Source organism: uncultured Algibacter sp. (genome assembly GCF_947490405.1).
GTDB lineage: Bacteria > Bacteroidota > Bacteroidia > Flavobacteriales > Flavobacteriaceae > Algibacter_B.
The window spans coordinates 14,794-38,894 of sequence record NZ_CANLGU010000008.1 but is presented as its reverse complement, the minus strand read 5'-3'; the positions used below and the strand labels follow the sequence as shown (position 1 = coordinate 38,894).

18 protein-coding genes are annotated in these 24,101 nt (G+C 32.0%); 14 read left to right on the top strand and 4 right to left on the bottom strand.

All coding sequences use genetic code 11. The features are described from left to right. Positions 1 to 27: 27 nt before the first annotated feature. Complete coding sequence (locus tag Q0772_RS15160) at positions 28 to 891, bottom strand: hydroxymethylglutaryl-CoA lyase (RefSeq protein ID WP_298346535.1); 864 nt, start codon at positions 889 to 891, stop codon at positions 28 to 30. 104 nt (positions 892 to 995) lie between these two features. Here Q0772_RS15160 and Q0772_RS15155 point away from each other — a divergent pair, with 104 nt between their 5' ends. Both Q0772_RS15155 and Q0772_RS15150 read left to right on the top strand, forming a co-directional pair. Next, the gene (locus Q0772_RS15155; RefSeq protein WP_298346533.1) at positions 996 to 1,910 is read left to right on the top strand and encodes a spondin domain-containing protein; all 915 of its coding nucleotides are present in this window, start codon (positions 996 to 998) and stop codon (positions 1,908 to 1,910) included. 149 nt (positions 1,911 to 2,059) lie between these two features. Further along, the gene (locus Q0772_RS15150) at positions 2,060 to 3,985 is read left to right on the top strand and encodes a T9SS type A sorting domain-containing protein (protein WP_298346531.1); all 1,926 of its coding nucleotides are present in this window, start codon (positions 2,060 to 2,062) and stop codon (positions 3,983 to 3,985) included. Between the two features lie 4 nt (positions 3,986 to 3,989). Here Q0772_RS15150 and Q0772_RS15145 read toward each other — a convergent pair whose 3' ends face one another. Then, positions 3,990 to 5,021 carry a quinone-dependent dihydroorotate dehydrogenase gene (locus Q0772_RS15145; RefSeq protein WP_298346529.1) on the bottom strand — a complete coding sequence of 344 codons (1,032 nt, stop codon included), beginning with the start codon at positions 5,019 to 5,021 and terminating at the stop codon, positions 3,990 to 3,992. Between the two features lie 120 nt (positions 5,022 to 5,141). Here Q0772_RS15145 and pepT point away from each other — a divergent pair, with 120 nt between their 5' ends. From pepT to Q0772_RS15125, 4 genes are all read left to right on the top strand, one after another. Further along, positions 5,142 to 6,386, top strand: coding sequence for a peptidase T (gene pepT, locus Q0772_RS15140; RefSeq protein WP_298346526.1), 1,245 nt, complete (start codon positions 5,142 to 5,144; stop codon positions 6,384 to 6,386). 173 nt (positions 6,387 to 6,559) lie between these two features. Further along, positions 6,560 to 7,513 carry a Fic family protein gene (locus tag Q0772_RS15135; RefSeq protein ID WP_298346676.1) on the top strand — a complete coding sequence of 318 codons (954 nt, stop codon included), beginning with the start codon at positions 6,560 to 6,562 and terminating at the stop codon, positions 7,511 to 7,513. A gap of 194 nt (positions 7,514 to 7,707) precedes the next feature. Then, entirely contained in the window at positions 7,708 to 8,388 is a 681-nt protein-coding gene (gene trmD / locus Q0772_RS15130) for a tRNA (guanosine(37)-N1)-methyltransferase TrmD (RefSeq protein WP_298346524.1), read from the top strand. A gap of 1 nt (position 8,389) precedes the next feature. Then, positions 8,390 to 8,878 (top strand): GyrI-like domain-containing protein, encoded by a 489-nt coding sequence (locus tag Q0772_RS15125; RefSeq protein WP_298346522.1) that lies wholly within the window; start codon positions 8,390 to 8,392, stop codon positions 8,876 to 8,878. Between the two features lie 215 nt (positions 8,879 to 9,093). On the opposite strand, the gene Q0772_RS15120 is transcribed toward Q0772_RS15125, so the two are convergent. Continuing rightward, positions 9,094 to 9,270, bottom strand: a complete 177-nt coding sequence (locus Q0772_RS15120) for a hypothetical protein (RefSeq protein ID WP_298346520.1) — start codon at positions 9,268 to 9,270, stop codon at positions 9,094 to 9,096. Positions 9,271 to 9,634: 364 nt separating this feature from the next. Between Q0772_RS15120 and rplS the strand changes: the two genes are divergently transcribed. The 6 genes from rplS (at position 9,635) to Q0772_RS15090 (ending at position 17,419) form a co-directional block, all read left to right on the top strand. Beyond that, positions 9,635 to 9,985 carry a 50S ribosomal protein L19 gene (gene rplS / locus Q0772_RS15115; protein WP_298346518.1) on the top strand — a complete coding sequence of 117 codons (351 nt, stop codon included), beginning with the start codon at positions 9,635 to 9,637 and terminating at the stop codon, positions 9,983 to 9,985. Positions 9,986 to 10,845: 860 nt separating this feature from the next. After that, entirely contained in the window at positions 10,846 to 13,056 is a 2,211-nt protein-coding gene (locus tag Q0772_RS15110; RefSeq protein WP_298346516.1) for an NADP-dependent isocitrate dehydrogenase, read from the top strand. Positions 13,057 to 13,130: 74 nt separating this feature from the next. Then, positions 13,131 to 15,506: a TonB-dependent receptor gene (locus tag Q0772_RS15105; protein ID WP_298346515.1), complete on the top strand. Its 2,376-nt coding sequence runs from the start codon at positions 13,131 to 13,133 to the stop codon at positions 15,504 to 15,506. A 4-nt stretch (positions 15,507 to 15,510) separates the two neighbouring features. After that, the gene (locus Q0772_RS15100) at positions 15,511 to 16,326 is read left to right on the top strand and encodes a DUF4249 domain-containing protein (RefSeq protein WP_298346513.1); all 816 of its coding nucleotides are present in this window, start codon (positions 15,511 to 15,513) and stop codon (positions 16,324 to 16,326) included. Between the two features lie 51 nt (positions 16,327 to 16,377). After that, complete coding sequence (murQ, locus tag Q0772_RS15095) at positions 16,378 to 17,199, top strand: N-acetylmuramic acid 6-phosphate etherase (RefSeq protein ID WP_298346511.1); 822 nt, start codon at positions 16,378 to 16,380, stop codon at positions 17,197 to 17,199. After that, the gene (locus Q0772_RS15090) at positions 17,186 to 17,419 is read left to right on the top strand and encodes a DUF6095 family protein (protein WP_298346509.1); all 234 of its coding nucleotides are present in this window, start codon (positions 17,186 to 17,188) and stop codon (positions 17,417 to 17,419) included. Before murQ ends, Q0772_RS15090 begins: the two co-directional genes overlap by 14 nt. 88 nt (positions 17,420 to 17,507) lie before the next feature. Here Q0772_RS15090 and Q0772_RS15085 read toward each other — a convergent pair whose 3' ends face one another. Continuing rightward, on the bottom strand, positions 17,508 to 18,005 hold the full coding sequence (locus Q0772_RS15085) for a hypothetical protein (RefSeq protein ID WP_298346507.1): 498 nt from the start codon (positions 18,003 to 18,005) through the stop codon (positions 17,508 to 17,510). 208 nt (positions 18,006 to 18,213) lie between these two features. Between Q0772_RS15085 and Q0772_RS15080 the strand changes: the two genes are divergently transcribed. Together Q0772_RS15080 and Q0772_RS15075 are read left to right on the top strand one after the other, a co-directional pair. Beyond that, a complete protein-coding gene (locus Q0772_RS15080; RefSeq protein WP_298346504.1) occupies positions 18,214 to 22,194 on the top strand; it encodes a two-component regulator propeller domain-containing protein in 3,981 nt (1,326 codons plus the stop codon). Between the two features lie 435 nt (positions 22,195 to 22,629). Then, positions 22,630 to 24,090, top strand: a complete 1,461-nt coding sequence (locus Q0772_RS15075) for an SUMF1/EgtB/PvdO family nonheme iron enzyme (RefSeq protein ID WP_298346502.1) — start codon at positions 22,630 to 22,632, stop codon at positions 24,088 to 24,090. Positions 24,091 to 24,101 lie beyond the last annotated feature (11 nt).

The window sequence follows — 24,101 nt, the reverse complement described above, 5'->3', positions numbered from 1 at the left end:
AAAAGCACTAATTTTTTTAGTGCTTTTTTAATGAAAATGATTGAAAATTTTCGAAGCTTCGTTATAAGCACTCTCAAAACTAAGCGAATTCAAATTATTCTTATTATTTGAGGTAAAATAAGATAATAATTTTTCAGTGGGCATATTACCTGTCAATTCATCTTTAGCCATAGGGCATCCGCCAAAACCTTGAATAGCGCCATCAAAACGATAGCATCCTGCTTTATATGCCGCATCTACTTTTTCAAACCAAGTAGTTGGGGTGGTGTGTAAATGCGCTCCAAATTCGATATTTGGGTATTTAGGGATTAAATTTGAAAATAAATAATCGATACTTTCTGGGTTTGATGTTCCAATAGTATCACTAAGCGATAAAATTTTAACACCCATGTTAGATAATTTTTCAGTCCACTCTCCTACTATATCAACATTCCAAGGGTCTCCATAAGGGTTACCAAAACCCATTGAAATATAAACCACAACTTCTTTTCCTGATTTATCAGCAATTTCTAGTATTTCAGAAAGTGTTGTAACAGATTGCGCTATGGTTTTGTGTGTATTACGCATTTGAAAATTTTCAGAAATCGAAAAAGGATATCCTAAATAATTAATAGCTTTGTATTTTGAAGCATCATTGGCTCCTCTTGTATTTGCTATAATAGATAATAACTTACTTGAAGTAGCACTTAAATCTAGTTGAGATAACACCTCTGATGTGTCTACCATCTGTGGAATAGCCTTTGGAGACACAAAACTTCCAAAATCAATCGTATCAAAACCAACCCTCAATAAAGACTGAATATATTGTACCTTTTGTACTGTAGGGATAAATTGTTTTATTCCTTGCATAGCATCACGCGGACATTCAATTATTTTGATGTTTTTTGACATTCCTATAAAAAATTCAGTTGATAAAAATACTATTATTTTTAAGAATGTAAGGTTTATATATTTATAACGACACAAGTCAAATATTAATCCTTCAAAATACAATTATGAAAAAAATTACTATCCTTTTATCATTTCTAATTTGCACATTTGTTTATGGCCAAAGTACAGCTATCTATAATATTAAGTTCACCAATTATTGGAATGCTACTGATCATAATGGTGGTAATGCCCTTCCAGGTAATGCGCATTGGTCAGACCTTGTTGGTGCTAACCATAACAGTAATGTAACATTTGCACAAGCAGGAGGCACTGCTACTACTGGTGTTGAAAACATTGCTGAATTAGGTGCTTGGTCTGTATTTAGAAATAACGATATACAGGATGCCCTAGATGCAAACGATGCTGAACAATTTATAAATGCTGGAGACTTGTTTCTAAACGCTGGAACAGAAATAAATTTTACTGTACAAGTTAGTGAAGACTATCCTTTACTTACACTCTTATCTATGATTGCGCCAAGTCCAGATTGGTTGATTGTAGTTAATAGCTTAGATTTAAGAAGTGGTGGAACTTGGCAAAATTCTATTACTATGGACCTTTACCCTTATGATGCTGGTACTGAAGAAGGCTCTACTTATTCATTAAACAATGCAGCAACTAGCCCTCAAGGTGTTATAACAAATATTAGAGGTGTTGCGCCTTTTAATATGGAAAAAGTAGCACAACTTACTATAAACCTAGACACTGTTCTTAGTTCAAGTGAAACTTCTGCGTTAGAAAATATAAGTATCTACCCAAATCCTAGTAAAGGCAATGTTACTATTTCAAACATTCAAAATATGGATTTAGAAAAAATTGAAGTTTATAGTGTTTTAGGTAACCTAGTAAAACAAGTTAAAGTAAAACAAAACCTTTCAAAATTAAACATAGATTTATCAAATACAAGCAAAGGTATATTTCTACTTAAAGTATCTGATAAAAAAGGAACTAGTCATACTCAAAAACTTGTGATAGACTAATTCTTGTATTCAAAACAATTTATTTTATTGAATTGTTAACAAAAAAGGCGTTAAAATGTTAAGTAATCGACTATATTAACATTTTAACGTTTTTTTTCTAATGAACATTCATTTCGGTATACATTTGACTATAAATGTTTTCATCCCAAATGAATATATTAACCTACAAACTAAAATTTCTGGTATTATCGATACTCCTATCGATTCCTCATCTTTTATTTTCTCAGAATAAACAAGAAGCATCTTGTGGTAACATTACCTCTTCAAAATCTCTAGCGTTTTACGAAAGCATTAAACCTCAATTAAAAACATTTGAAAGCGAGTTTTTGTCCACTAATCATTCAAAAGGTACAGTACCTGCTAAAACTATAAATTCCATTCCTGTAAAAGTTTATATCATTAGAAATTCTGATGGTTCGGGTGGTTTAAGTACTTTAGATTTGGATGAGACTTTCTCAAATTTAAATGCTATTTACAATGAAGCAAATTTAGATTTTTTTATCTGTGATGGTATTGAGTACATAGATGATGATGCATTATGTCATTTTAAAAGAGGAGATGAAAAAAGTTTTACAGACACACATTATGTTCCTGGTTTAATAAATATGTACTTTACAAATTATATTGAAAATGAGTCTAAGGAAAGTATTTGTGGGTATAGTGATAACATAGGCAGAAACGACATAGTTGTAATGAAAAATAACTGTGCAACTAATGGCTCGTCGCTTCCTCATGAATTAGGGCACTTTTTCTCATTACTTCATACACATGGAGCTGATAATAATACACAAACAACTGAATTAGTTGATGGTAGCAACTGTGATACGGATGGTGATGGTATTTGTGATACACCTGCAGACCCAAGGTTAAGCTATAAAGTTAATACTTCTTGTGAATACATTGGAAATCAAACCGATGCTAATGGTGATGTTTACACTCCAGATACTGGTAACATAATGTCTTATTCAAGTAAAAGTTGTAGAACACATTTCTCTGAACAACAATTAGCTAGAATGTATGCCTTTTATATGACTACTAAAAATTATCTATCGTGCCCATCATTTAATGCTAATATTAGTGTAAATGAAAGTGAAACTTGTGATAATTCTCTAACCGTTAGTTTTGAAAGCACTTGTGAAAACATGACTGAATGGCAATGGGATATTAATGGTGATAATGAAATAGATTATACTACCAAAAACCCAACACATACTTTTGAATCTGGTATTTATGATGTAACACTTACGGTCTCAAATAAATCTAAAAGTATCAGAAAAAAGTATACTAACTTTATAAAGGTAGGTACACACATAGACCTGTTAGACGAAAGTTTTGAAGATTTTAATATGCTTGAAAAGCACGGTTGGACGAGTAATGATGTTACAGGACATGGATATCACTGGTATTCTAACTTTGGTGATACGCAATCTGGTGAAACGGGTCCTTTAGATTACTTGAATTCTGAAAATAAATTAAACACGTACATCTACGCTGAGGCCTCTGGTGCGCAACCAGGAGATATAACAGAATTTATTTCGCCATGTATTGATGTAAATTATCAAAACAGTGAGCTAGAATTTTCATACCATATGTTTGGTGAAGATGTTGGCGAATTACATGTTGACATCAAAACAGATTCAGGTTATATAAACAATGTAATTGATCCTATTTATGGCAGTCAACAAGACCATCAAACTGACGATTTTATAACAAAAAATGTCAACCTATCATCATACGCCAACGAAACTATAAAAGTACGTTTTAGAGCAGTTAGAGGAAACGGGTGGAAAGGAGATATTGCTATTGACAATATATTTGTAAAAACAATTCATACTCCAATAAGTGATAACATATACAAAGTATACCCTAACCCTATTCAAGGCGATTTACTTTATATTAAAAATAGTGACATAGAAAACATATCTACATTTACTATTACTAACCTAGTTGGACAACCTTTTCTTTCTGGCACTGTTACAAATAGTCCTATTGATTTTAGTAGTCTATCTTCAGGAACCTATTTACTTACCTTGACAAACGGTAAAACTAAAGTTGTAAAAAAGATTATTAAGTAGAAATCTATCGGCTTAGAATCGCTTTATTTATCGATTTTATTAAACTTGGGCCTTCATAAATGAATCCTGTATAAATTTGAACCAAGTCTGCCCCTGCATCTAATTTTTCAAGAGCATCTTCAGCAGAATGTATACCTCCAACTCCAATTATTGGGAATGCTTTATTGCTCTTTTCTGAAAGGTATTGTATAACCTTAGTACTTTTTTCTTTTATGGGTTGCCCACTTAAACCTCCATTACCAATCGTTTCTAGCTGCTCTTTTGTAGCTTTTAAACCCCCTCTATCTGTTGATGTATTACTGGCTATAACACCATCAAGTTTGGTATCGCTTACTAATTCTACAATTTCATCTAATTGATTGTTATTTAAGTCTGGTGCAATTTTTAATAAGATGGGTTTCTGTTTTTCAAAAATATTATTCGCCTTTTGTACAGCACCTATTAATTCTTCCAAATAGTCTTTGTCGTTTAACTTAGCATGACTTCCTACGTTTGGACAACTTACATTCAACACAAAATAATCTACATAAGGGTGTAGCGCGTTAAAACATTCTAAATAATCCTTGGTATAATCTTCTGGTTTTGTAATTGTGTTTTTTCCAATATTACCACCTATAATCAATTTTCCTTTATTGCCTTTAAGCTGTAAAATAGCAGCTTCTAATCCTTCATTATTAAAACCCATTCGGTTTATAATACCTTTATCATCTTTTAATCGGAATAATCTTTTCTTGGGATTTCCAGCTTGACCTTTTGGTGTTACGGTTCCTATTTCAATAAAACCAAAACCAAAATTTGCCAATTCATTATACAAAACCGCATTCTTATCAAAACCAGCAGCTAACCCTACAGGGTTTTTAAATTTCAGCCCGAAAAGTTCTCTTTCTAATCGTTTATTATCTATAACGTATAAACTTCTAAAAATACTTTTAAGACCTGGTATTTTTGATGAAAATTTTATTAAAGAAAAAGTAAAATGATGAATTTTTTCAGGATCGAAAGAAAAAAATAAAGGGCGAAGTATGGATTTGTACATCAGTAATATTTCATGCAAAAATAAGTTGAAATCTTGTAAATAAAAAATAGTGATACAGTTACTTGCTAACGGGTAATAATTGTAAATTACAACCCATTACAGCTATCAATTTCTATGTATATGATTTCAAAAGCACACATTATAAAACGTTTTATTGGTTATGTTACTATCGATACGGAATCCGACCCAAATTCTAGTACAACACCTAGTACAAAAAAGCAATGGGATTTAGCTAATACATTAGCTGAAGAGCTAAAGCAAATTGGGATGACAGATGTTAGTATTGATAACAATGCCTACATCATGGCTACATTGCCTAGTAATGTAGAACACGAAGTGCCTACAATTGGGTTTATTTCTCATTTTGATACCTCTCCAGATTTTACAGGAGCCAATGTAAAACCTCAAATTATTGAGAATTATAATGGTGAAGATATTATTTTAAACGAAGCTGAAAACATCGTGCTATCACCAGATTATTTTGAAGATTTACTTTTATATAAAGGGCAAACCTTAATCACCACAGATGGCACTACACTTCTTGGAGCTGATGATAAAGCTGGTATTTGTGAAATTGTTTCGGCCATGGAGTATTTAATCAAGCATCCTGAAATTAAACATGGGGAAATTAGAGTGGGTTTTACACCCGATGAAGAAATTGGTAGAGGGGCACATAAGTTTGATGTTGAAAAATTTGGAGCAGATTGGGCATATACCATGGACGGTAGCCAAATTGGCGAACTAGAATATGAGAACTTTAATGCTGCTAGCGCTGTGGTAAAAGTAAAAGGTAAAATAGTACATCCAGGATATGCCAAAGATAAAATGGTAAACTCTATGTATATAGCTACTGAGTTTATTAATTCTATACCTCGACTTGAAACTCCAGAACGTACTGAAGGGTATCAAGGGTTTTTCCATTTACATGATATTAAAGGCGAAGTTGAAGAAACAACATTGCATTATATTATACGTGACCATGATAAAGAGCATTTTGAGGCAAGAAAAGAAGTGATGGTTAAATTGACAAACGAACTTAACAGACAATACGGACGAGAAGTGATTACTATTGAAATTAAAGATCAGTATTACAACATGCGTGAAAAAATAGAACCTGTAATGCATATTGTTAATATTGCCGAAGAAGCCATGAAACAGTTAGATATTGAACCTCTGATTAAAGCCATTCGTGGTGGAACAGATGGTTCGCAATTAAGTTATATGGGATTACCTTGCCCTAATATTTTTGCTGGTGGACATAATTTTCATGGGCGTTATGAGTATGTTCCAGTAGAAAGCATGATTAAAGCCACTGAGGTAATATGCAAAATTGCAGAGTTAACTGCTTTGAAGCACTCAAAGTAATTTACAAACTTGACTTTGTAAAAATTTTCATCTACCTTCGTTTAACGTCGGATATAAGTCATTAAAACGACGCATATCCGTGGAACATTGTGCCCAATTAAAAAATCACGTTTCATAAGGTAATTTATGTTAAATGATTGTACTTTTGATACTATCAAATGATAGTATCAAGAATGAACCCACCTTACGAAATAACATCTTTAATTTTAAAATTAATAACTTCTATTTCTGAAAAAATCGGAGAAGTAAATGCTAACTTGTTAGACAAACCTTCACCAAAATTGAGAAAGCAACATAGAATTAAAACTATTCACTCTTCACTTAAAATAGAAGGAAATACGCTCACAGAAGAACAAATAACAGCACTTCTTGAAAACCGAAGAGTTATTGGACCGAAAAAAGACGTTCTTGAGGTTTTGAATGCCATCAAAATCTATGAAAATTTATACGAATACAAACCTTCTGACCAAAAATCATTTTTAAAAGCACATCGAAGTTTAATGGAAGGCCTAATTGAACCTTGTGGAAAATACAGAAATCAAAGTGTCGGAATTGTAAAAGGCGCGAAAGTTGAACATTTAGCACCACCTTTTGAAAATGTACCGCACTTAATGAAAGACCTTTTTGAATACTTAAAAAAGTCCGATGAAATCGAATTAATTAAAAGTTGTGTTTTCCATTATGAAATGGAATTTATCCATCCTTTTTTGGATGGAAATGGAAGAATGGGAAGACTATGGCAAACATTAATTTTAATGGAAAAATATCCGCTTTTTGAGTTTCTACCTTTTGAAACTTTAATTAGCAACGACCAGGAAAAGTATTATAAAGCTTTAGCTGAAAGTGATAAATCTGGAACATCAACTAAGTTTATTGAATATATGTTAAACATTATTGACGTTTCAATAAGTGAATTATTAAACTTCAATAATAGAACCTTAAATGAGACGGACAGATTAAAATATTTTGTTTCCTTAAATAAAACTGAATTTACCAGAAAAGACTATATGGATGTTTTTAAAGATATTTCTTCTGCTACAGCAAGTAGAGATTTGAAAAAAGGAACTGAACTTGGTTTGTTTGACAAATTTGGAAAAAAAAATAAAACAATATATCGATTAAAATAACTGGGCACAACATTGTGTATAATTCATTGCTAGTAAAGGCATACTTACGAAAATCCTCGCGGACTTTCTATTTGGTTTGTATTTGCTAAATTAGTTGCTGAAACACGCAACGAAATCATACACAAACACGTTAAACGAACCTCTCAAAATATTCCCTAAATTTCACCACAACATTCAAAATCACAAAAAATAACATGCGCATAGACATTATAACCGTTTTACCAGAATTACTTAAAAGCCCGTTTGAAGCATCCATTTTAAAACGCGCTATTGAAGCTGGTTTGGTAGAAGTCCATTTTCACAACTTAAGAGATTATACCTCAGACAGGTACAAATCTATAGATGACACTCAATTTGGTGGTGGCGCTGGTATGGTTATGATGGTAGAGCCGATTGATAAATGTATTTCGGCACTACAAGCAGAACGCCATTACGATGAAGTTATTTATATGACACCTGATGGCGAAACTTTAAAACAAGGTATAGCCAACCAAATTTCATTAAAAGAAAACATTATCATTCTTTGCGGACATTATAAAGGTGTAGACCAACGTGTTCGGGATCAATTTATAACACGGGAAATTTCAATTGGTGACTATGTGTTGTCTGGTGGCGAACTTGGGGCTGCTGTACTTTGCGATGCCGTTATTAGATTAATACCTGGTGTTTTAGGTAATGAAACCTCTGCCCTAACCGATTCGTTTCAAGATGGTTTATTGGCGCCTCCAATTTATACTAAACCTAGAGACTATAAAGGTTGGAAAGTTCCAGAATTATTATTTAGTGGTAATTTTCCTGAGATTGAAAAATGGCGCGAAGAACAGGCTTATTTGAGAACCAAGGAACGGCGACCAGATTTACTTGATGAAAATTAATATGAAACAAACGCCAATAATAAAAGAAATAGCGTCTAAAACATTAGTTGGAAAATCTATTTCTATGTCTTTGATGGATAATAAAACATTTGACTTGTTTTCTGAGTTTATGCCAATACGTAACAAAATAAGCAACACTGTAAGTAATGATATTTTTGAAGTTTTGATATATGATGAAATCTATTTTAAAACTTTCAATCCTAATAATACATTTACAAAATGGGCCACTGTAGAAGTTTCGGATGTTGAAGATTTACCAAACGGAACCTCTCTATTAAACTTAGCATCTGGTTTGTATGCAATGTTTACTTACAAAGGGCTAGCAAAAGATATTGGCACATTAATGACTTATATTTACTCAGACTGGTTACCAAAGTCTGAATATGAATTAGACCACAGACCGCATTTTAATATTTTAGGAGCCCAATACAAAAACAATCATCCAGAATCAGAAGAAACGATTTGGATACCTATTAAGACTCGTGTTTAAATCAAACCATATGAATTAAAAGTCTATATTTTCAGGTAAAAATTGGAATTGTTTTTAAAGTTGGTGTGTCATTCCGAATGAGGCACGAAGAGGAATCCCACTTATTAAGGTTTTAGAATAAGATTTCTCTCTTCGTTCGAAATGACAGATCTTGCGAAAGTTTTATAGAAACCTTTTTACTAATTGATAAAACTTACTTTTTTTGATTGTGCTGATTAATCATCAAACTCATGAAAATCATCATTAAACTCACTAGTCATTCCATAATTACTTCCGCCACCATATTTAGTATATTTTGTTACTAAAAACGCTATGAGAAAAATAACTAAAACGCCACCTGCAAGAACTAACCAATCTTCAACCGTAGGGTCATATTTTAATGCTATAAGCATGAATTAAATTATTTTGCTAAATATATAAAGATATATGATTCAAACTGTGTTAAGGATAGAAGCGACATCCTTTCTGCGAAGCTTTATATGTTAGCATTTAAATTTTAGCTTATTTTTAATACTGTAAAAATCCTGAAACAAGTTCGGGACTGCTACGCAGAAAGATACAGCGGATAGCCTGACTTTTTGCTAACACTTTACATGAAACAACCTAAACATATTGCAGCAAAAAGAAACACCCAAAAAAATGTAAATAAAACGTTGCAGATTATGAATTAATACTTATTTTTGCAGCCAATTTCGGGTTAACCTCTGGCGAGAATCGTGAATGTTGTTCTGAATCAATCCATTAAAATTTAAAGATATGGAATCTTTAGTGAAATTTGTACAAGACGAATTTGTAACAAGAAAAGAATTACCTGAATTTGCTGCAGGAGATACTATTACAGTATACTACGAAATTAAAGAGGGTAATAAAACACGTACTCAGTTTTTTAGAGGTACGGTAATACAAAGAAGAGGTTCTGGAAGTTCAGAAACTTTTACAATTAGAAAAATGTCTGGGTCTGTTGGTGTAGAGCGTATCTTCCCAATTAATTTACCTGCATTACAAAAAATTGAAGTTAACAAACGTGGTAAAGTACGTAGAGCAAGAATTTACTACTTTAGAGGTCTTACTGGTAAAAAAGCCAGAATTACTGAGCGTAGACGTTAATACTAATATAGCTGCATTAGCAGTGTTTAAAAGCCTTGAGATATTCTCAAGGCTTTTTTTATTAACAATTGTTAATAACTAAAGTTCATAACGCGTTGATATCTAAATAGTTGAAAAATTTGTTTTTTTAAAATCTGACATTATATTTACCTAAGAAATAATGACAACCTTGGTTGGTTTCGCTTCAACAACGAATTTGCATAATTTTCTAAATAAGGTAACGTTCTTTATATAATTGTTTTTGAGGTATTATTGAGCCACGTGTATGCGTGCGTAAACGATAGACCATGACATTACAAAAAGTACCACAATGCGAAAGTAGTTGATAACTAATGTAATGGAAAGCTTAAAAAAGCAGCAGTATTTTAAAATGCGGTTGTCATGTAAGCAATGTTTATAGCAATTTTGACACGAAAGTGAAGAGGGAGCGACAAGCATCAAGAAAACAATTACTCTGGAATATCATTGTAATAGGTCAATACATTTTGAAAATTACTAAGATGTTCCGTTGAATTAGCAAAAGCTTGAACTGAAAAGGTTTAAATGAAAATTTTAAACAAATATGGGTAGTAATACGCATGAAGTCTCGCTAAGTTATTTCAAGAAAGCCATATCTAAGTAGATTTAGTTCTGCAGGGATATGGCTTTTGTTTTTTTACAAGATTGGTGTTGTTTTTTTATTAAATTCTTATTGGTAAACCAACTTTTTACAATTCTTTTAAAACAAATCTTCTAAAACGTTTTCGTTGGTTTAAATAAACTATTTCATTACCTAATTTTGTATATTCGCATCGCTAAAAATGAATCTGCTATTTTTTTAATTTTTAGCATCATACACAAATTAAAAAAAAACGACACCAATGTCTAAAATCATTTATACTAAAACCGATGAAGCTCCAGCTTTAGCAACACGTTCTTTATTACCTATTGTACAATCTTTTGTAAAATCTTCTGGTATTAATATTGAAACTAAAGATATTTCATTAGCAGCAAGAATTTTAGCTGTGTTTCCTGATTTTTTAACTGAAGATCAACGTGTTCCAGACGATTTAGCAATACTTGGTGAATTAGCAAAAAAACCTGAAGCTAATATTGTTAAACTACCTAACATTAGTGCTTCAATCCCACAATTGAAAGATGCTATAAAGGAATTACAGTCTAAAGGTTTTAATATTCCTGATTACCCTAACGATCCAGGAAATGACGCTGAAAATGACATTAAGGTGCGTTACGATAAAATTAAAGGAAGTGCTGTAAACCCTGTTTTACGAGAAGGTAACTCAGATAGACGTGCTCCAAAAGCAGTTAAGAATTATGCTAAAAAGAACCCACATTCTATGGGAGCTTGGTCTAGCGATTCTAAAACACACGTTGCAACAATGAGCGATGGTGATTTTGCTCACAATGAAAAATCTACTACCCTACCAGGTGCTACCAGCGTTAAGATAACACATACTGACACTAATGGTAATACAACAACATTAAAAGATAGTTTCCCGCTATTAAAAGGTGAAATTATTGATGCAACAGTAATGAATAAAAAAGCTTTAGTTAGCTTTTTAAATGCTCAAGTTGCTGATGCTAAAGAACAAGGTATTTTGTTTTCGCTTCATATGAAAGGAACAATGATGAAAGTGAGTGATCCAATTATTTTTGGTCATGCTGTAAAAGCCTTTTTTAAAGATGTTTTTGAAAAACATGGTGAGACTATTGAAGCACTAGGAGTCAATGTAAACTCTGGTTTAGGGAACTTAATAGAACGCATTCAAGAATTACCAGAAGCAAAACGCAAAGAAATTGAAGCAGATATTGAGGCTACATATAATAATGGTCCTGGCGTAGCTATGGTAAACTCGGATAAAGGGATTACAAATTTACATGTACCAAGTGATGTTATTATTGATGCATCTATGCCTGCCATGATTCGTACTTCTGGACAAATGTGGAATGCTAAAGGTAAACTACAAGATACCAAAGCTGTAATTCCAGATAGTAGTTACGCAGGAGTTTATGCTGCTACTATAGATTTTTGTAAAAAACATGGCGCTTTTGATCCTACAACCATGGGAACTGTTCCCAATGTTGGTTTGATGGCACAAAAAGCTGAAGAATATGGATCTCACGATAAAACTTTTGAAATTCCATCAAACGGAACCGTAAAAGTTCTAGATGCTGAAGGAAACGTGTTATTACAACACAACGTTGAAGAAGGCGATATCTGGAGAATGTGTCAGACTAAAGATGCACCAATCCAAGACTGGGTAAAGTTAGCTGTTACTCGTGCAAAAGCATCTCAAACACCTGCTGTTTTTTGGCTAGATAAAAATAGAGCTCATGATGCTGAATTAATTAAAAAAGTAAATACATACTTAAAAGACCATGATACTTCTGGGTTAGATTTAAGAATCTTATCTCCTATTGAAGCCACTAAATTTACTTGTGAGCGCATCATAAAGGGTGAAGACACCATTTCTGTTTCTGGTAATGTATTACGTGATTACCTAACCGATTTATTTCCTATTTTGGAAGTTGGAACCAGCGCAAAAATGTTATCGATTGTTCCGTTAATGAATGGTGGTGGCCTATTTGAAACCGGCGCAGGTGGTTCTGCTCCAAAACACGTACAACAATTACTTGAAGAAAACCATTTACGTTGGGATTCTTTAGGTGAATTTTTAGCACTTGCTGTATCATTAGAACACTTTAGTGAAGTTAATAACAATGCAAAAGCAAAAATATTAGGTGAAACTCTAGACGATGCTACTGAAAAGTTACTTGAAAATAAAAAAGGCCCTTCAAGAAAAGCTGGAGAGTTAGATAATAGAGGAAGTCATTTTTACTTGGCTATGTATTGGGCACAAGAATTAGCTAGTCAAAATAAAGATGAGGCTTTAAAAGCTGAGTTTACTCCAATAGCACAACTATTAGCTGATAATGAAGCTACTATTGTTAAAGAGTTAAATGTTATTCAAGGTAAACCAACAGACATAGGCGGATATTACGAACCTAACGAAACTTTAATAAATAAAGTTATGAGACCTAGCAATACATTTAATACGATTTTAAAGTAAGGTTTTAGTAAAAACAATATCTTAAAAGCTCCTTATTCTAGGGGCTTTTTTTTATTTTTATAAAAAATTGTTAGATGAAGAACCGCATATTTTGGCTTCTTTGTGCTTTTGGAATACTAACTGGATTCATTAATGCACAAGAAAAATTCACCTTAAGTGGTACCATTTCTGAAGAAAAAAGTAACGAAACTCTTATTGGTGTCAATATTTTTTTTTCTGAAATTTCTGCAGGTACTATCACAAACGAATATGGCTTCTATTCCATAACACTCCCTAAAGGCACATATAATATTGTGGTTAGCTATTTGGGATATACAACAATATCCGAGGAAATAACACTTAATGATGATATCTCAAAAAATTTCAGCTTAACAGACGCTCTTGAAAACTTGGACGCTGTGGTTATCACTGAAAACATAGAAAAACTGAATATAAGAACACCTCAAATGAGTGTTAATAAACTCTCTTCTGCTACAATTAAAGAAATCCCTGTAGTGCTTGGAGAATCAGATATTATCAAAGCTATCACACTATTACCGGGTGTTACAACTGCAGGTGAAGGAGCTTCTGGCTTTAATGTTCGTGGTGGTGCTGCAGATCAAAACTTAATACTTTTAGATGAAGCCATTATTTACAACTCATCGCATCTATTCGGTTTCTTCTCAGTTTTTAATCCAGATGCTATTAAAGATTTAAGACTCTACAAAGGTGGAATTCCAGCGCGCTATGGCGGTCGAGTTTCTTCGGTACTAGATATTTATCAAAAAGAGGGGAATAGTAAAGAGTTTCATGCTAATGGTGGCATAGGCATCGTATCTAGTAGACTTCTTTTAGAGGGACCTCTTAAAAAAGATAAAGGTTCTTTTCTTTTAGGTGGTCGTTCTAGTTATGCACATTTATTTTTACCACTTTTTGATATTGATAATATTGCATACTTCTATGATTTAAACACCAAATTGAGTTATAAATTAAACGATAGAAACAACATATATCTTTCAGGATACTTTGGACGAGATGTGTTTAGAATTGAAGACACTTTTGAAAACACCTATGGTAATTCGGTTTTAAACTTTAGATGGAATCACTTGTTTTCTGATAAACTCTTTTCAAACTTATCTTTAATTTATTCTGATTACGACTATGATTTAAAACTCAATTTTGTTGAGTTTGACTGGGTTTCTGGGATTCAAAATTTCAATGTAAAATATGATCTTAAACACTATTTAACCGATAAAATAAAACTTCAATACGGATTAAATAGTATTTACTACAAGTTTAATCCCGGTGATATCAGACCAACTGTAGAGTCTTCAGGTATCAATCCTTTTAAACTTATCGATAAATATGCTTTTGAAAACGCGATTTATTTAGATGCAGAACACAAAGTATCGAATAAATTAGCTTTATCCTACGGATTGCGCTTTAGTAGTTTTCATCGTTTGGGACAAGATGAATTAAATAATTACGAAAATGACCGTGCTGTTATTTTTAATGAAGATTTTCAAATTTACGAAAAAGCACAACCTATAGGCACTGAAACATTCGACAGAAGTGATGTTATTGAAAGTTTTTTTAATCTTGAACCCAGAGCATCCCTTGCTTATCAACTCAATTCTGAAAGTTCTGTAAAACTTAGCTATAACAGAATGGCACAATATTTACACTTGCTATCAAATACCAACTCACCTACTCCACTAGATATCTGGACACCAAGTGGCAAATATATTAAGCCACAGTTACTAGACCAATATGCTATTGGATACTTCAAAAATTTTAATAATAATAAATACTCTTTAGAAATAGAAAGTTTTTATAAAACCGTAAAAAATAGAATTGATTATATTGATGGTGCAGATTTAGTTGCCAATAATGCCATTGAGCAAGTTGTACTAAACGGAAGATCAAGAGCCTATGGTTTAGAGGTTCTAGCTAAAAAAAATGAAGGCCGATTTAAAGGCTGGTTAGCCTATACCTTATCAAAATCGGAACAACAAACACCGGGTAGATCTCCTATTGAAACAGGAATAAATAATGGCGAATGGTATAGAACACCTTTTGACAAAACTCACGACATATCGTTTACTGGAAGTTCTGATTGGAATGAAAAATGGAAAATGAACGCAAACTTCCTTTTTCAAACAGGGCAACCAGCAACTTTTCCGAATTCTCAGTATGAATACAATGGATTAAACATTCCTAACTTTAGTGGTAGAAATTCAGACAGACTACCAGCTTATCACAGGTTAGATATCTCATTAAATTATACGCCAAAACCTAATAAAACCAAAGGCTGGAGAAGCCATTGGGTTTTTGGTATTTATAATATTTATAACCGAAGAAATGCAGCCTCTATATCATTTGGACAAAATGAAACAACAGGTGGTAATGAAGCAACGCGACTAGCTATCTTTGGTATCGTTCCATCAATATCTTATAATTTTAAACTTTAAGATTATGAAAAACTTATTTAAAATTATTTTTATTACTCTAATCCTAGTGTCTTGTGAAGATGTTATTGATGTTGATGTTAACAGTTCAGAACCTAGATTGGTTATAGATGCCTCTATACATTGGCTAAAAAACACTCCAGGAAATTCTCAATTTATAAAGCTTAGTCTTACTGCTCCTTTCTTTGACAACGATATTCCTGCTGCTTCAGGAGCCGTTGTTTCGGTTTCAGATTCAAATAACAACGTGTTTAATTTTATTGAAGATGGTAATTCTGGAATTTATAGGAATGAAAATTTTAATCCCATTTTAGGAGAGGTTTACAGTTTAAATATTCTTTATAATAATGAGATTTATGTAGCTACAGAAACTATGACACCCGTAGCGTCAATAGATATGGTTGAGCAAAAGGATGATGGTGGTTTTTCTGGTGAAGAAATTGAAATAAAAGCATTTTATACAGACCCTGAAAACACTGAAAATTATTACCTCTTTGAGTTTTCAGTCATTAGTAGAAATACTTCCACTTTAGAAGTTTATGATGACGAATTTACCAATGGAAATCAAATATTTGCGTTTTATTCAAATGAAAACTTAGAGGCTGGAGACGAGCTTATTATAACCAATTCTGGTATTTCAGAACGTACTTACGAGTTTTTAAATATCTTATTACAACAGACAGACGAAGACTCTGGTGATCCCTTTGAAACGCAACCAGCTACTGTAAGAGGTAATTGTATAAACCAAACCAATCCTGATAATTTTCCTTTAGGTTATTTTAGAGTATCTGAAACCGATGTATTAACTTATATTGTTGAATAGATACACAACAATTTTTAAAGTCTCAACTTAAATTTTACGTATTTTTGAAACATGAGTTTCATTAAAACCACCGAGCAAGATTCTAACCACAATCATCTGGAAAAGATGAGTGTTTCAGAACTTTTAAAAAACATCAACAACGAAGACAAAACTGTGCCGTATGCTGTTGAAAACGCGTTACCACAAATTGAAGCTTTAGTTAATCAAATTGTTGAAAAACTAAAAAATGGCGGACGCCTATTTTATATGGGAGCAGGTACTAGTGGGAGACTTGGTATTGTTGATGCATCAGAATGCCCTCCTACCTTTGGTGTGTCTCACGATTTGGTCATTGGTTTAATTGCAGGTGGTGATACCGCCATAAGAAAAGCAGTTGAATTTGCTGAAGACTCAACAACACAAGGTTGGAAAGATTTACAGGAATACAATATCAATTCAAAAGATGTGGTAATAGGTATTGCTGCATCTGGCACGACACCTTATGTTATTTCTGCTCTAGAACAATGTAATAAAAATAGTACCATCACCGGATGTATTACGTGTAATCATAACAGTCCTTTATCCTTAACAGCTAAATTTCCAATAGAAGTTATTGTTGGTCCAGAATTCGTTACAGGAAGTTCTAGAATGAAAGCAGGTACGGCTCAAAAGTTAGTTTTGAATATGATTACCACGTCTGTCATGATTCAATTGGGGCATGTAAAAGGCAATAAAATGGTGGATATGCAATTGAGCAACAATAAGCTTGTTGATAGAGGTACAAAAATGATTATGAAAGAAATAGATGTTTCTCAAGAAGAAGCTTTACAATTACTAAACCAATACAAAAGCGTTCGTAACGCTGTAAAAAATTATAATGATGGAAGAAAATAGAACCGATAAACAAGTATTATTTAAAGGCATAAAAACACTTATTTTTGCATTGTTAAGTTTATTTATGGGACCAATATTATTAAGCTTTGCATTTAGTAAACCCGATGATAAATTATATTATCCATTGCTCATTGTAGGTTGTGCTATTTCTGCTTTAGCTGTTGTTATGCTATTTAAGGGCATAAAAACTATAATGAACAGTATGTTCAAAAAGAAATAACTAAAATATGTGTATTGAATGTCTGTTCAAGTAATTTTGACTCCCTCAAAATTGTATCGAGACCCCTTGTAAATTCAAAAAATAAAATTTACTCGGTAGAAACCTGCTTTGGCGTAGTGGGGTTATAACCAAACTCTTCATCTTGAATTACAATACCTAAACTATCAAAAATGTAATTAATAATAGCGTAATGATGAATGGTATGGCTATTCGCTTGAGCTAATAGAGCGCCATAAGTATAAGCTATTTCGGTTTTTCCCAATCCTAAATCATCAGTCACTAAAACAATATCTTTAATATCAAACGAAGCAGAACTTAACCGTCCTATAATTTGATTGAGATAATCTTGAGCGCAACCGCAATCACACTCCACAGCTTTATTTCTACTTCTAGCCGTTAAATCCACTTTATCATCTTTAACATTAAAAATACAATCGTAAAAATCTAAAATATGCCTAATGTGACAGCCAATACTAGAATAGTAAGGTGATACCGAAGCATCACTTAGTTGTGCATTGGATAAATTATCTAATAAAATTTGAGATTTGCGAAGTGTTTTAAGCGTAGATTGGATAATAAAGTTCATGGACACTAATTTAACTAAATAATTTGAATTTCAAATAAGATTAGTGTTTAGTCCAAACAACTAAAAATCCTTACAAAAAAATTACTTGTCATTCAGATAAAGTAAAAAATCGTTTTTGCAATTCTTTCTTTTACATAATCCTTACACTACCCTGTAACTGTAAGAATAAATTTACTTATAAAAATCATTATCTTAGTTAAATTATTATATGCATTTTTACCTATCAATAAAACTCTACCTTGTAAAAAGCTTGCCAGTCATTAGGCATAAAATAGCTATTTATATTCTACCTCTTTTCATTTTGTTTTTTTGTGGTTGCCTATTAAACGCACAAAAAAATGACAACACAAATTTAGATTCAAAATTACCTAAAAAACAATTTTCCTTTAAAACCTTAACCATTAATCATGGGTTATCTCAAAATAGTGTTATTAGTATAGCACAGGACAGCATTGGTTATTTATGGATGGCTACACAAGATGGTCTAAACAAATATAATGGTAGAGATTTTATACATTACGATAAACAGTTTGAAGACATCACCAGAACTAATTTTAGTAAATTAGGTAAAGTATATATAGATAAGCAAAATAGACTCTGGATAATTACACACTCAGGAAAATTAGAGCTTTACCATCAAAAAACCGATAGCTTTAAGCATATTAAACTTCCATTTGATGCAAGTACAGTGTTTCAAGATAAAGACTTAAATGTCTTCATTGGCTCCTATAACAAAGGTCTTTTCAAAATAGATGCCAAAACAAAAGATACAATTCAAATTTTCAAAAACAATTCAAATAAAACGATATACAATATTATTGAACAGGATAGCAGCATTTTAGTTGCCTCTTCTGGTTATGTATATAATTTAAAAAAAGATAATAGCTATAGTGAATTACCTGTTATAGGCTCTAAAATTGAAAACTTTAGTGTTTTAAAAAAGAATAAAAATGGAGATATCTGGTTGGGGTCTTATGGCTCAGGTTTATTTTTCAAATCCAAATCAAGTAACTTTTTTAGCAAATTTAAAGCACCAAACCTTCCTGAAAACCTAAATATTGAGGACCTCCTAATTGATTCAAAAAACCGACTATGGGTAGCCACTTATGGGAATGGCGTGTACTTAATTGATTTTAAAACAAATGTTATTGAAAACTTTAAGGCCAATAAAAACAACCCTTTTGCTATTCATTACAATGATATGCTTTGTTTATATGAAGATGCTACAGGCATCATATGGCTTGGGTCTGATGGCACAGGAGCTAGTTATTACGACGCACACCTAATTAAATTCAATATCTTAACTAACAATCAAGTACCAAAAACGGTAAATGTTGATATGGCAAGGTGCATTACTACCGATAATCTTGATAATATATGGATTGGAACCTCAGGAAAAGGCTTAACCGTTGTAAATCAAAAAACAGACAGTTATAAAACATTCACCACAGAAAATACTGCTTTAGCCAGTAATAGAATAATTAGTTTAAACTTTATTGAAAATGAGTTATGGATAGGCCATCAAGGGTACGGATTAAATATTATAGACAGTAATGGTAAATATAAATTTTACCCAAAAATTAAAAACCTAACCATTTGGAGTATTGTTAAAGCTTCAAAAAATCAAGCTTGGTTATGTACAGAACAAAATGGCATTATATTATTTGATAAAAATAAAGGAATTTTAAAACAATATAACACTAAAAACTCTTCATTAAAATCTAATAATGTTAGAGCTCTAACTTTAGGGAAAAATAATGATATATGGATAGGGACAGATGATAATGGTCTATTTAAACTCAATAAACAAACTGGGGATGTAAAAAAAATAGATTTAATAAATGATAAAATAAAGTCTTTGTTTATTAAAGACCATATACTTTGGGTAGGTACTTATGGAAACGGGTTAAAAGAGTATGATACAACAAAAAACACTGTAACTATTTTTACAGAAAAAGAAGGTTTACCAAATGATGTTATCTATGGAATTCTTCCTGGTAAGAATGAGAATTTATGGTTAAGTACTAATAATGGTTTAAGTCAATTTATTCTAAATAATAATGAAAAACGTTTTGAAAATTTTAGCGTTTATGATGGTTTACAAGCCAAAGAGTTTAATACTGGAGCATATTTCAAAGACGAAAAGGGCACCTTAATTTTTGGTGGATTAGAAGGTATTAATTGGTTTCACCCTAAACAATTAACATTCAATACTATTAAGCCTAAAACCATTATTTCAAAATTTGAAGTGTTCTCAAAAACAAGAGATTTAACTCCAAACTTAAACTTAAAACACAACGATAATACGGTTACCTTCACATTTTCAAGCCTTCACTTTTCTCAACCTGAACGAAATGCCTATAAATATAAATTAGTAAATCACGATAAAAATTGGATAGAATCTGGTAACTCAAATATAGCGCATTACACAAATTTACCCCCAAACGACTATAAATTCCAGGTTGTTTCTAGTAACTATGATGGTGTTTGGAACAATTCACCTACCTCATATGCATTTACTATTAACCAACCATGGTATTTAGATACTTTGGCTATTTTTAGTTATATAATATTGGGCATCCTATTAAGTTTTGCAATATATAGGTATCTAAAATGGAGATGGCATATTAAAATGCAATTGCAGTTTGAACAAAAAGAAACAGAACGCCTCAAACAATTAGATGGGTTTAAAACAAAACTTTACACAAATATTTCGCATGAGTTTAGAACGCCACTTACACTTATTACTGGCCCTATAGAAAAACAATTAAACAACCCCAAATTATCAAAAATTGATAAAACTGAGCTAACACTGGTACAACGTAATTCTAAGCGCCTTTTAAATTTAGTAAACCAATTACTCGATCTATCTAAATTAGAAACGGGTAATTTAAGTTTATCTGTAAGTCAAGGTAATTTAGGCATCTTCTTAAAACAGCTCGTTAAGGGGTTTCAATTTAATGCAGAAGAAAAGAATATTGCTTTCTCATATAATATAACGCCAATTGATAACGCATGGTACGATAAAGATATTATAGAAAAAATCGTAACCAATTTATTAGCAAATGCTATAAAATATACACCAAACGGTGGTTACATTAATTTTGATGTAAACACACAACAAGGACAAATCATTCTTACCTTTATAAATAATGGAAACACCCTAAAATCTGAAGATATTGGAAAATTATTTCTACGATACTATCAAAAAAACAAATCTACTGATGGTGTTGGTATTGGACTATCTTTAGTTAAGGAACTAACCATTTTATCTCATGGAAATATTGTTGCTCATGCTTTAAATGAAGATGATATTCAATTTACAGTAACCTTACCTATAGAACGTTCGTTTTTTAATGCATCAGAGTTTGCTGAAGAAGCATTTTCTAATACACCAGAAATAGATGAAAATCATGATTTACAAACATCTACAAATACGTTAAAACAGCCTTTAATGCTTATTGTTGAAGATGACCAAGACATCCGCATTTTTCTAAAATCAATATTTAAAAATGAATACATTGTTGAAGAAGCAATAAATGGCGAATTGGGCATAAAAAAAGCTATAAAAATTATTCCTGATATCATAATAAGTGATATTATGATGCCAAAAACTGATGGTATAGCGCTATGCAATACTTTAAAACAAGATGAGCGCACAAGTCATATTCCCATTATCCTCCTTACCGCAAAAAGTGGAAATGACAATGAAATTAAAGGCTTAAAAACTGGAGCGGATGATTATGTAGTAAAACCGTTTAATAGCGAAAAACTAAAAATCAAAGTAAAAAACCTTATTGAATTAAGATTACAATTACAACAACGTTACAGTAATGGTTTAGAACTAAAAGATATTTCAACAACATCTGTAGAACAACAATTTTTAAATAAACTTAAAGATGTTTTAACCGAAAACATTACAAATTCTTCATTTAATTCGGCGGTATTTACAAATAAAATGCACATGAGCCGTATGCAACTTCATAGAAAATTAAGAGCAATTACTGGATTATCTACAACTGAATTTATAAGAAGTGAGCGTTTAAAACTATCCTTAAAACTTTTACAAACTTCTGATCTTTCTATTTCAGAAATTGGCTATCAAATTGGTTTCAATTCACCTTCTTATTTCATAAAATGCTTTAAAGAAAAGTATCAATGTACGCCTTCAGAATACGCTTTAAAGTAGTATTACACTAGATTTTTAGTCATGTTACATATGTTATATACTTTGTTACATACTTGATATCTTCTAAAACACTTTCATTATAATTTTACAACTGAACATAAAAATGATGTTAAGTAATCCATTACCTAATCATTAAAATTAATGCACAAAACCGATGATATAAATAAAGAAGAAAATCAAAACATTTATTTAAGCATCGATCATTTAAAAAAAGGGCATTACTTATTAAACATCACTCTTAAAAATAAAGTAATTAAATCTATAGAAATAAAGAAATAAAGATGCTATTAATTAAGTGAAGAAAAGGGGAATAATGACAATATAACTATGGCAGTTATTCCCTTTTTAAAAAACTAAAATTCTTTTTTTGCTCCTCAATTCTCCCCTAGTCCATGATTAAATGAGCAACAGAAATTAATCATAAATCTAAAAAAAATGAAAACAAAAATCACATTAACATTAGCACTACTTTTTTGCTTTTTAACCAATGCCAATAATATTTCAGTAAGTAATATTACTTTGGAAAACTTAAATGAGCCTGATTGGGTGCAAATAGAATTCGATTTAAGCTGGGAAAATTCTTGGAGACTAAACGCAGGTCCATCCAATTGGGATGCTGCATGGGTATTTATTAAATATCGTGTAAATAGTGGAGATTGGATGCACGCTCAACTAGCACAAACAGATTTTATTGCAGCCTCTGGAAGCACTATAGACATATCTAGTGATGGTGTTGGTGCTTTTGTTTATAGAGATAGTGAGGGTAGCGGCGATTTAAACCTTCAAGATATGCGATTACGCTGGGACTATGGTTCTATAGATCCAAATGATATTATAGATATAAAAGTATTTGCTATTGAAATGGTAAATGTCCCTGAAGGATCATTCTCTGTAGGAAGCTCAACAGGTAATGAAGTTGGTAAATTCTATACATTTCTTCAAAATATTCCTTACAACGTAAGATCAGAAAACGCCATTACAATAGCTGGCGGAGTAGGCAACCTATATTATAGTACCGCTACAGGTGGCTCCAGACCTGGAGACCAATTAGGCCCACTACCTGAAGCATTTCCAAAAGGTTTTAATGCATTTTACTGTATGAAATACGAAGTAACTCAAGGACAGTGGGTTAGTTTTTTTAACACGCTTACAGCAAGCCAAAAAACTGATAATGATGTTACTGGAGTCAATGGCAAGGGTGTAGATACAGTTTTAAATAGAAATTCAATTTCTTGGGAAGAAGGTAGTGCTAGTGCTACAACTACATCACCAGACATTCCTCTTAATTATGTTACAAACAAGCTATTATTGGCTTATTTAGATTGGTCAGGTTTAAGACTAATGACAGAGCTAGAATACGAAAAAGCATGTAGAGGTCCAATTGCTCCAAAAGGAAATGAATTTGCTTGGGGTAATGCAAACATTGCTACCAATACATATACTTTAATAAATGAATCTCAATCAAACGAATTAGTATCAAATCCAGAAACGGGTACAGGAAATGCTTTATATGCCTCGACCAATGGCACTCCAACTGGACCTAAAAGAGTTGGCATATTAGCTGCTAGCGCTGTAAACAAAACTAGAGAAGAAACTGGAGGAAGCTATTATGGCATTATGGAATTAACTGGAAATTTATATGAGCGTTGCATAACAGTTGGGAATCCAGAAGGCAGAGCATTTACTGCAACACATGGAGATGGTATATTAACTCCTAGTGGAGATGCCAATGTTAGTTCGTGGCCTAATGACTATAATACAGGCATAGGCTATAGAGGTGGTTCTTTTTTTAATGGTATAAATTTTATTAGAGTTTCAGATAGGTACGATGCCGCTTCAGTGATATCAATTGGAAACAACAGGTTAGGGTTCCGTGGAGTAAGGTCTATTGATTAAAACATTAACTC

Coding starts and splice junctions, on each gene's coding strand:
- Q0772_RS15160 (WP_298346535.1), bottom strand. CDS start 891: ATGTCAAAAAACATCAAAATAATTGAATGTCCGCGTGATGCTATGCAA.
- Q0772_RS15155 (WP_298346533.1), top strand. CDS start 996: ATGAAAAAAATTACTATCCTTTTATCATTTCTAATTTGCACATTTGTT.
- Q0772_RS15150 (WP_298346531.1), top strand. CDS start 2,060: ATGAATATATTAACCTACAAACTAAAATTTCTGGTATTATCGATACTC.
- Q0772_RS15145 (WP_298346529.1), bottom strand. CDS start 5,021: ATGTACAAATCCATACTTCGCCCTTTATTTTTTTCTTTCGATCCTGAA.
- pepT (WP_298346526.1), top strand. CDS start 5,142: ATGATTTCAAAAGCACACATTATAAAACGTTTTATTGGTTATGTTACT.
- Q0772_RS15135 (WP_298346676.1), top strand. CDS start 6,560: ATGAACCCACCTTACGAAATAACATCTTTAATTTTAAAATTAATAACT.
- trmD (WP_298346524.1), top strand. CDS start 7,708: ATGCGCATAGACATTATAACCGTTTTACCAGAATTACTTAAAAGCCCG.
- Q0772_RS15125 (WP_298346522.1), top strand. CDS start 8,390: ATGAAACAAACGCCAATAATAAAAGAAATAGCGTCTAAAACATTAGTT.
- Q0772_RS15120 (WP_298346520.1), bottom strand. CDS start 9,270: ATGCTTATAGCATTAAAATATGACCCTACGGTTGAAGATTGGTTAGTT.
- rplS (WP_298346518.1), top strand. CDS start 9,635: ATGGAATCTTTAGTGAAATTTGTACAAGACGAATTTGTAACAAGAAAA.
- Q0772_RS15110 (WP_298346516.1), top strand. CDS start 10,846: ATGTCTAAAATCATTTATACTAAAACCGATGAAGCTCCAGCTTTAGCA.
- Q0772_RS15105 (WP_298346515.1), top strand. CDS start 13,131: ATGAAGAACCGCATATTTTGGCTTCTTTGTGCTTTTGGAATACTAACT.
- Q0772_RS15100 (WP_298346513.1), top strand. CDS start 15,511: ATGAAAAACTTATTTAAAATTATTTTTATTACTCTAATCCTAGTGTCT.
- murQ (WP_298346511.1), top strand. CDS start 16,378: ATGAGTTTCATTAAAACCACCGAGCAAGATTCTAACCACAATCATCTG.
- Q0772_RS15090 (WP_298346509.1), top strand. CDS start 17,186: ATGGAAGAAAATAGAACCGATAAACAAGTATTATTTAAAGGCATAAAA.
- Q0772_RS15085 (WP_298346507.1), bottom strand. CDS start 18,005: ATGAACTTTATTATCCAATCTACGCTTAAAACACTTCGCAAATCTCAA.
- Q0772_RS15080 (WP_298346504.1), top strand. CDS start 18,214: ATGCATTTTTACCTATCAATAAAACTCTACCTTGTAAAAAGCTTGCCA.
- Q0772_RS15075 (WP_298346502.1), top strand. CDS start 22,630: ATGAAAACAAAAATCACATTAACATTAGCACTACTTTTTTGCTTTTTA.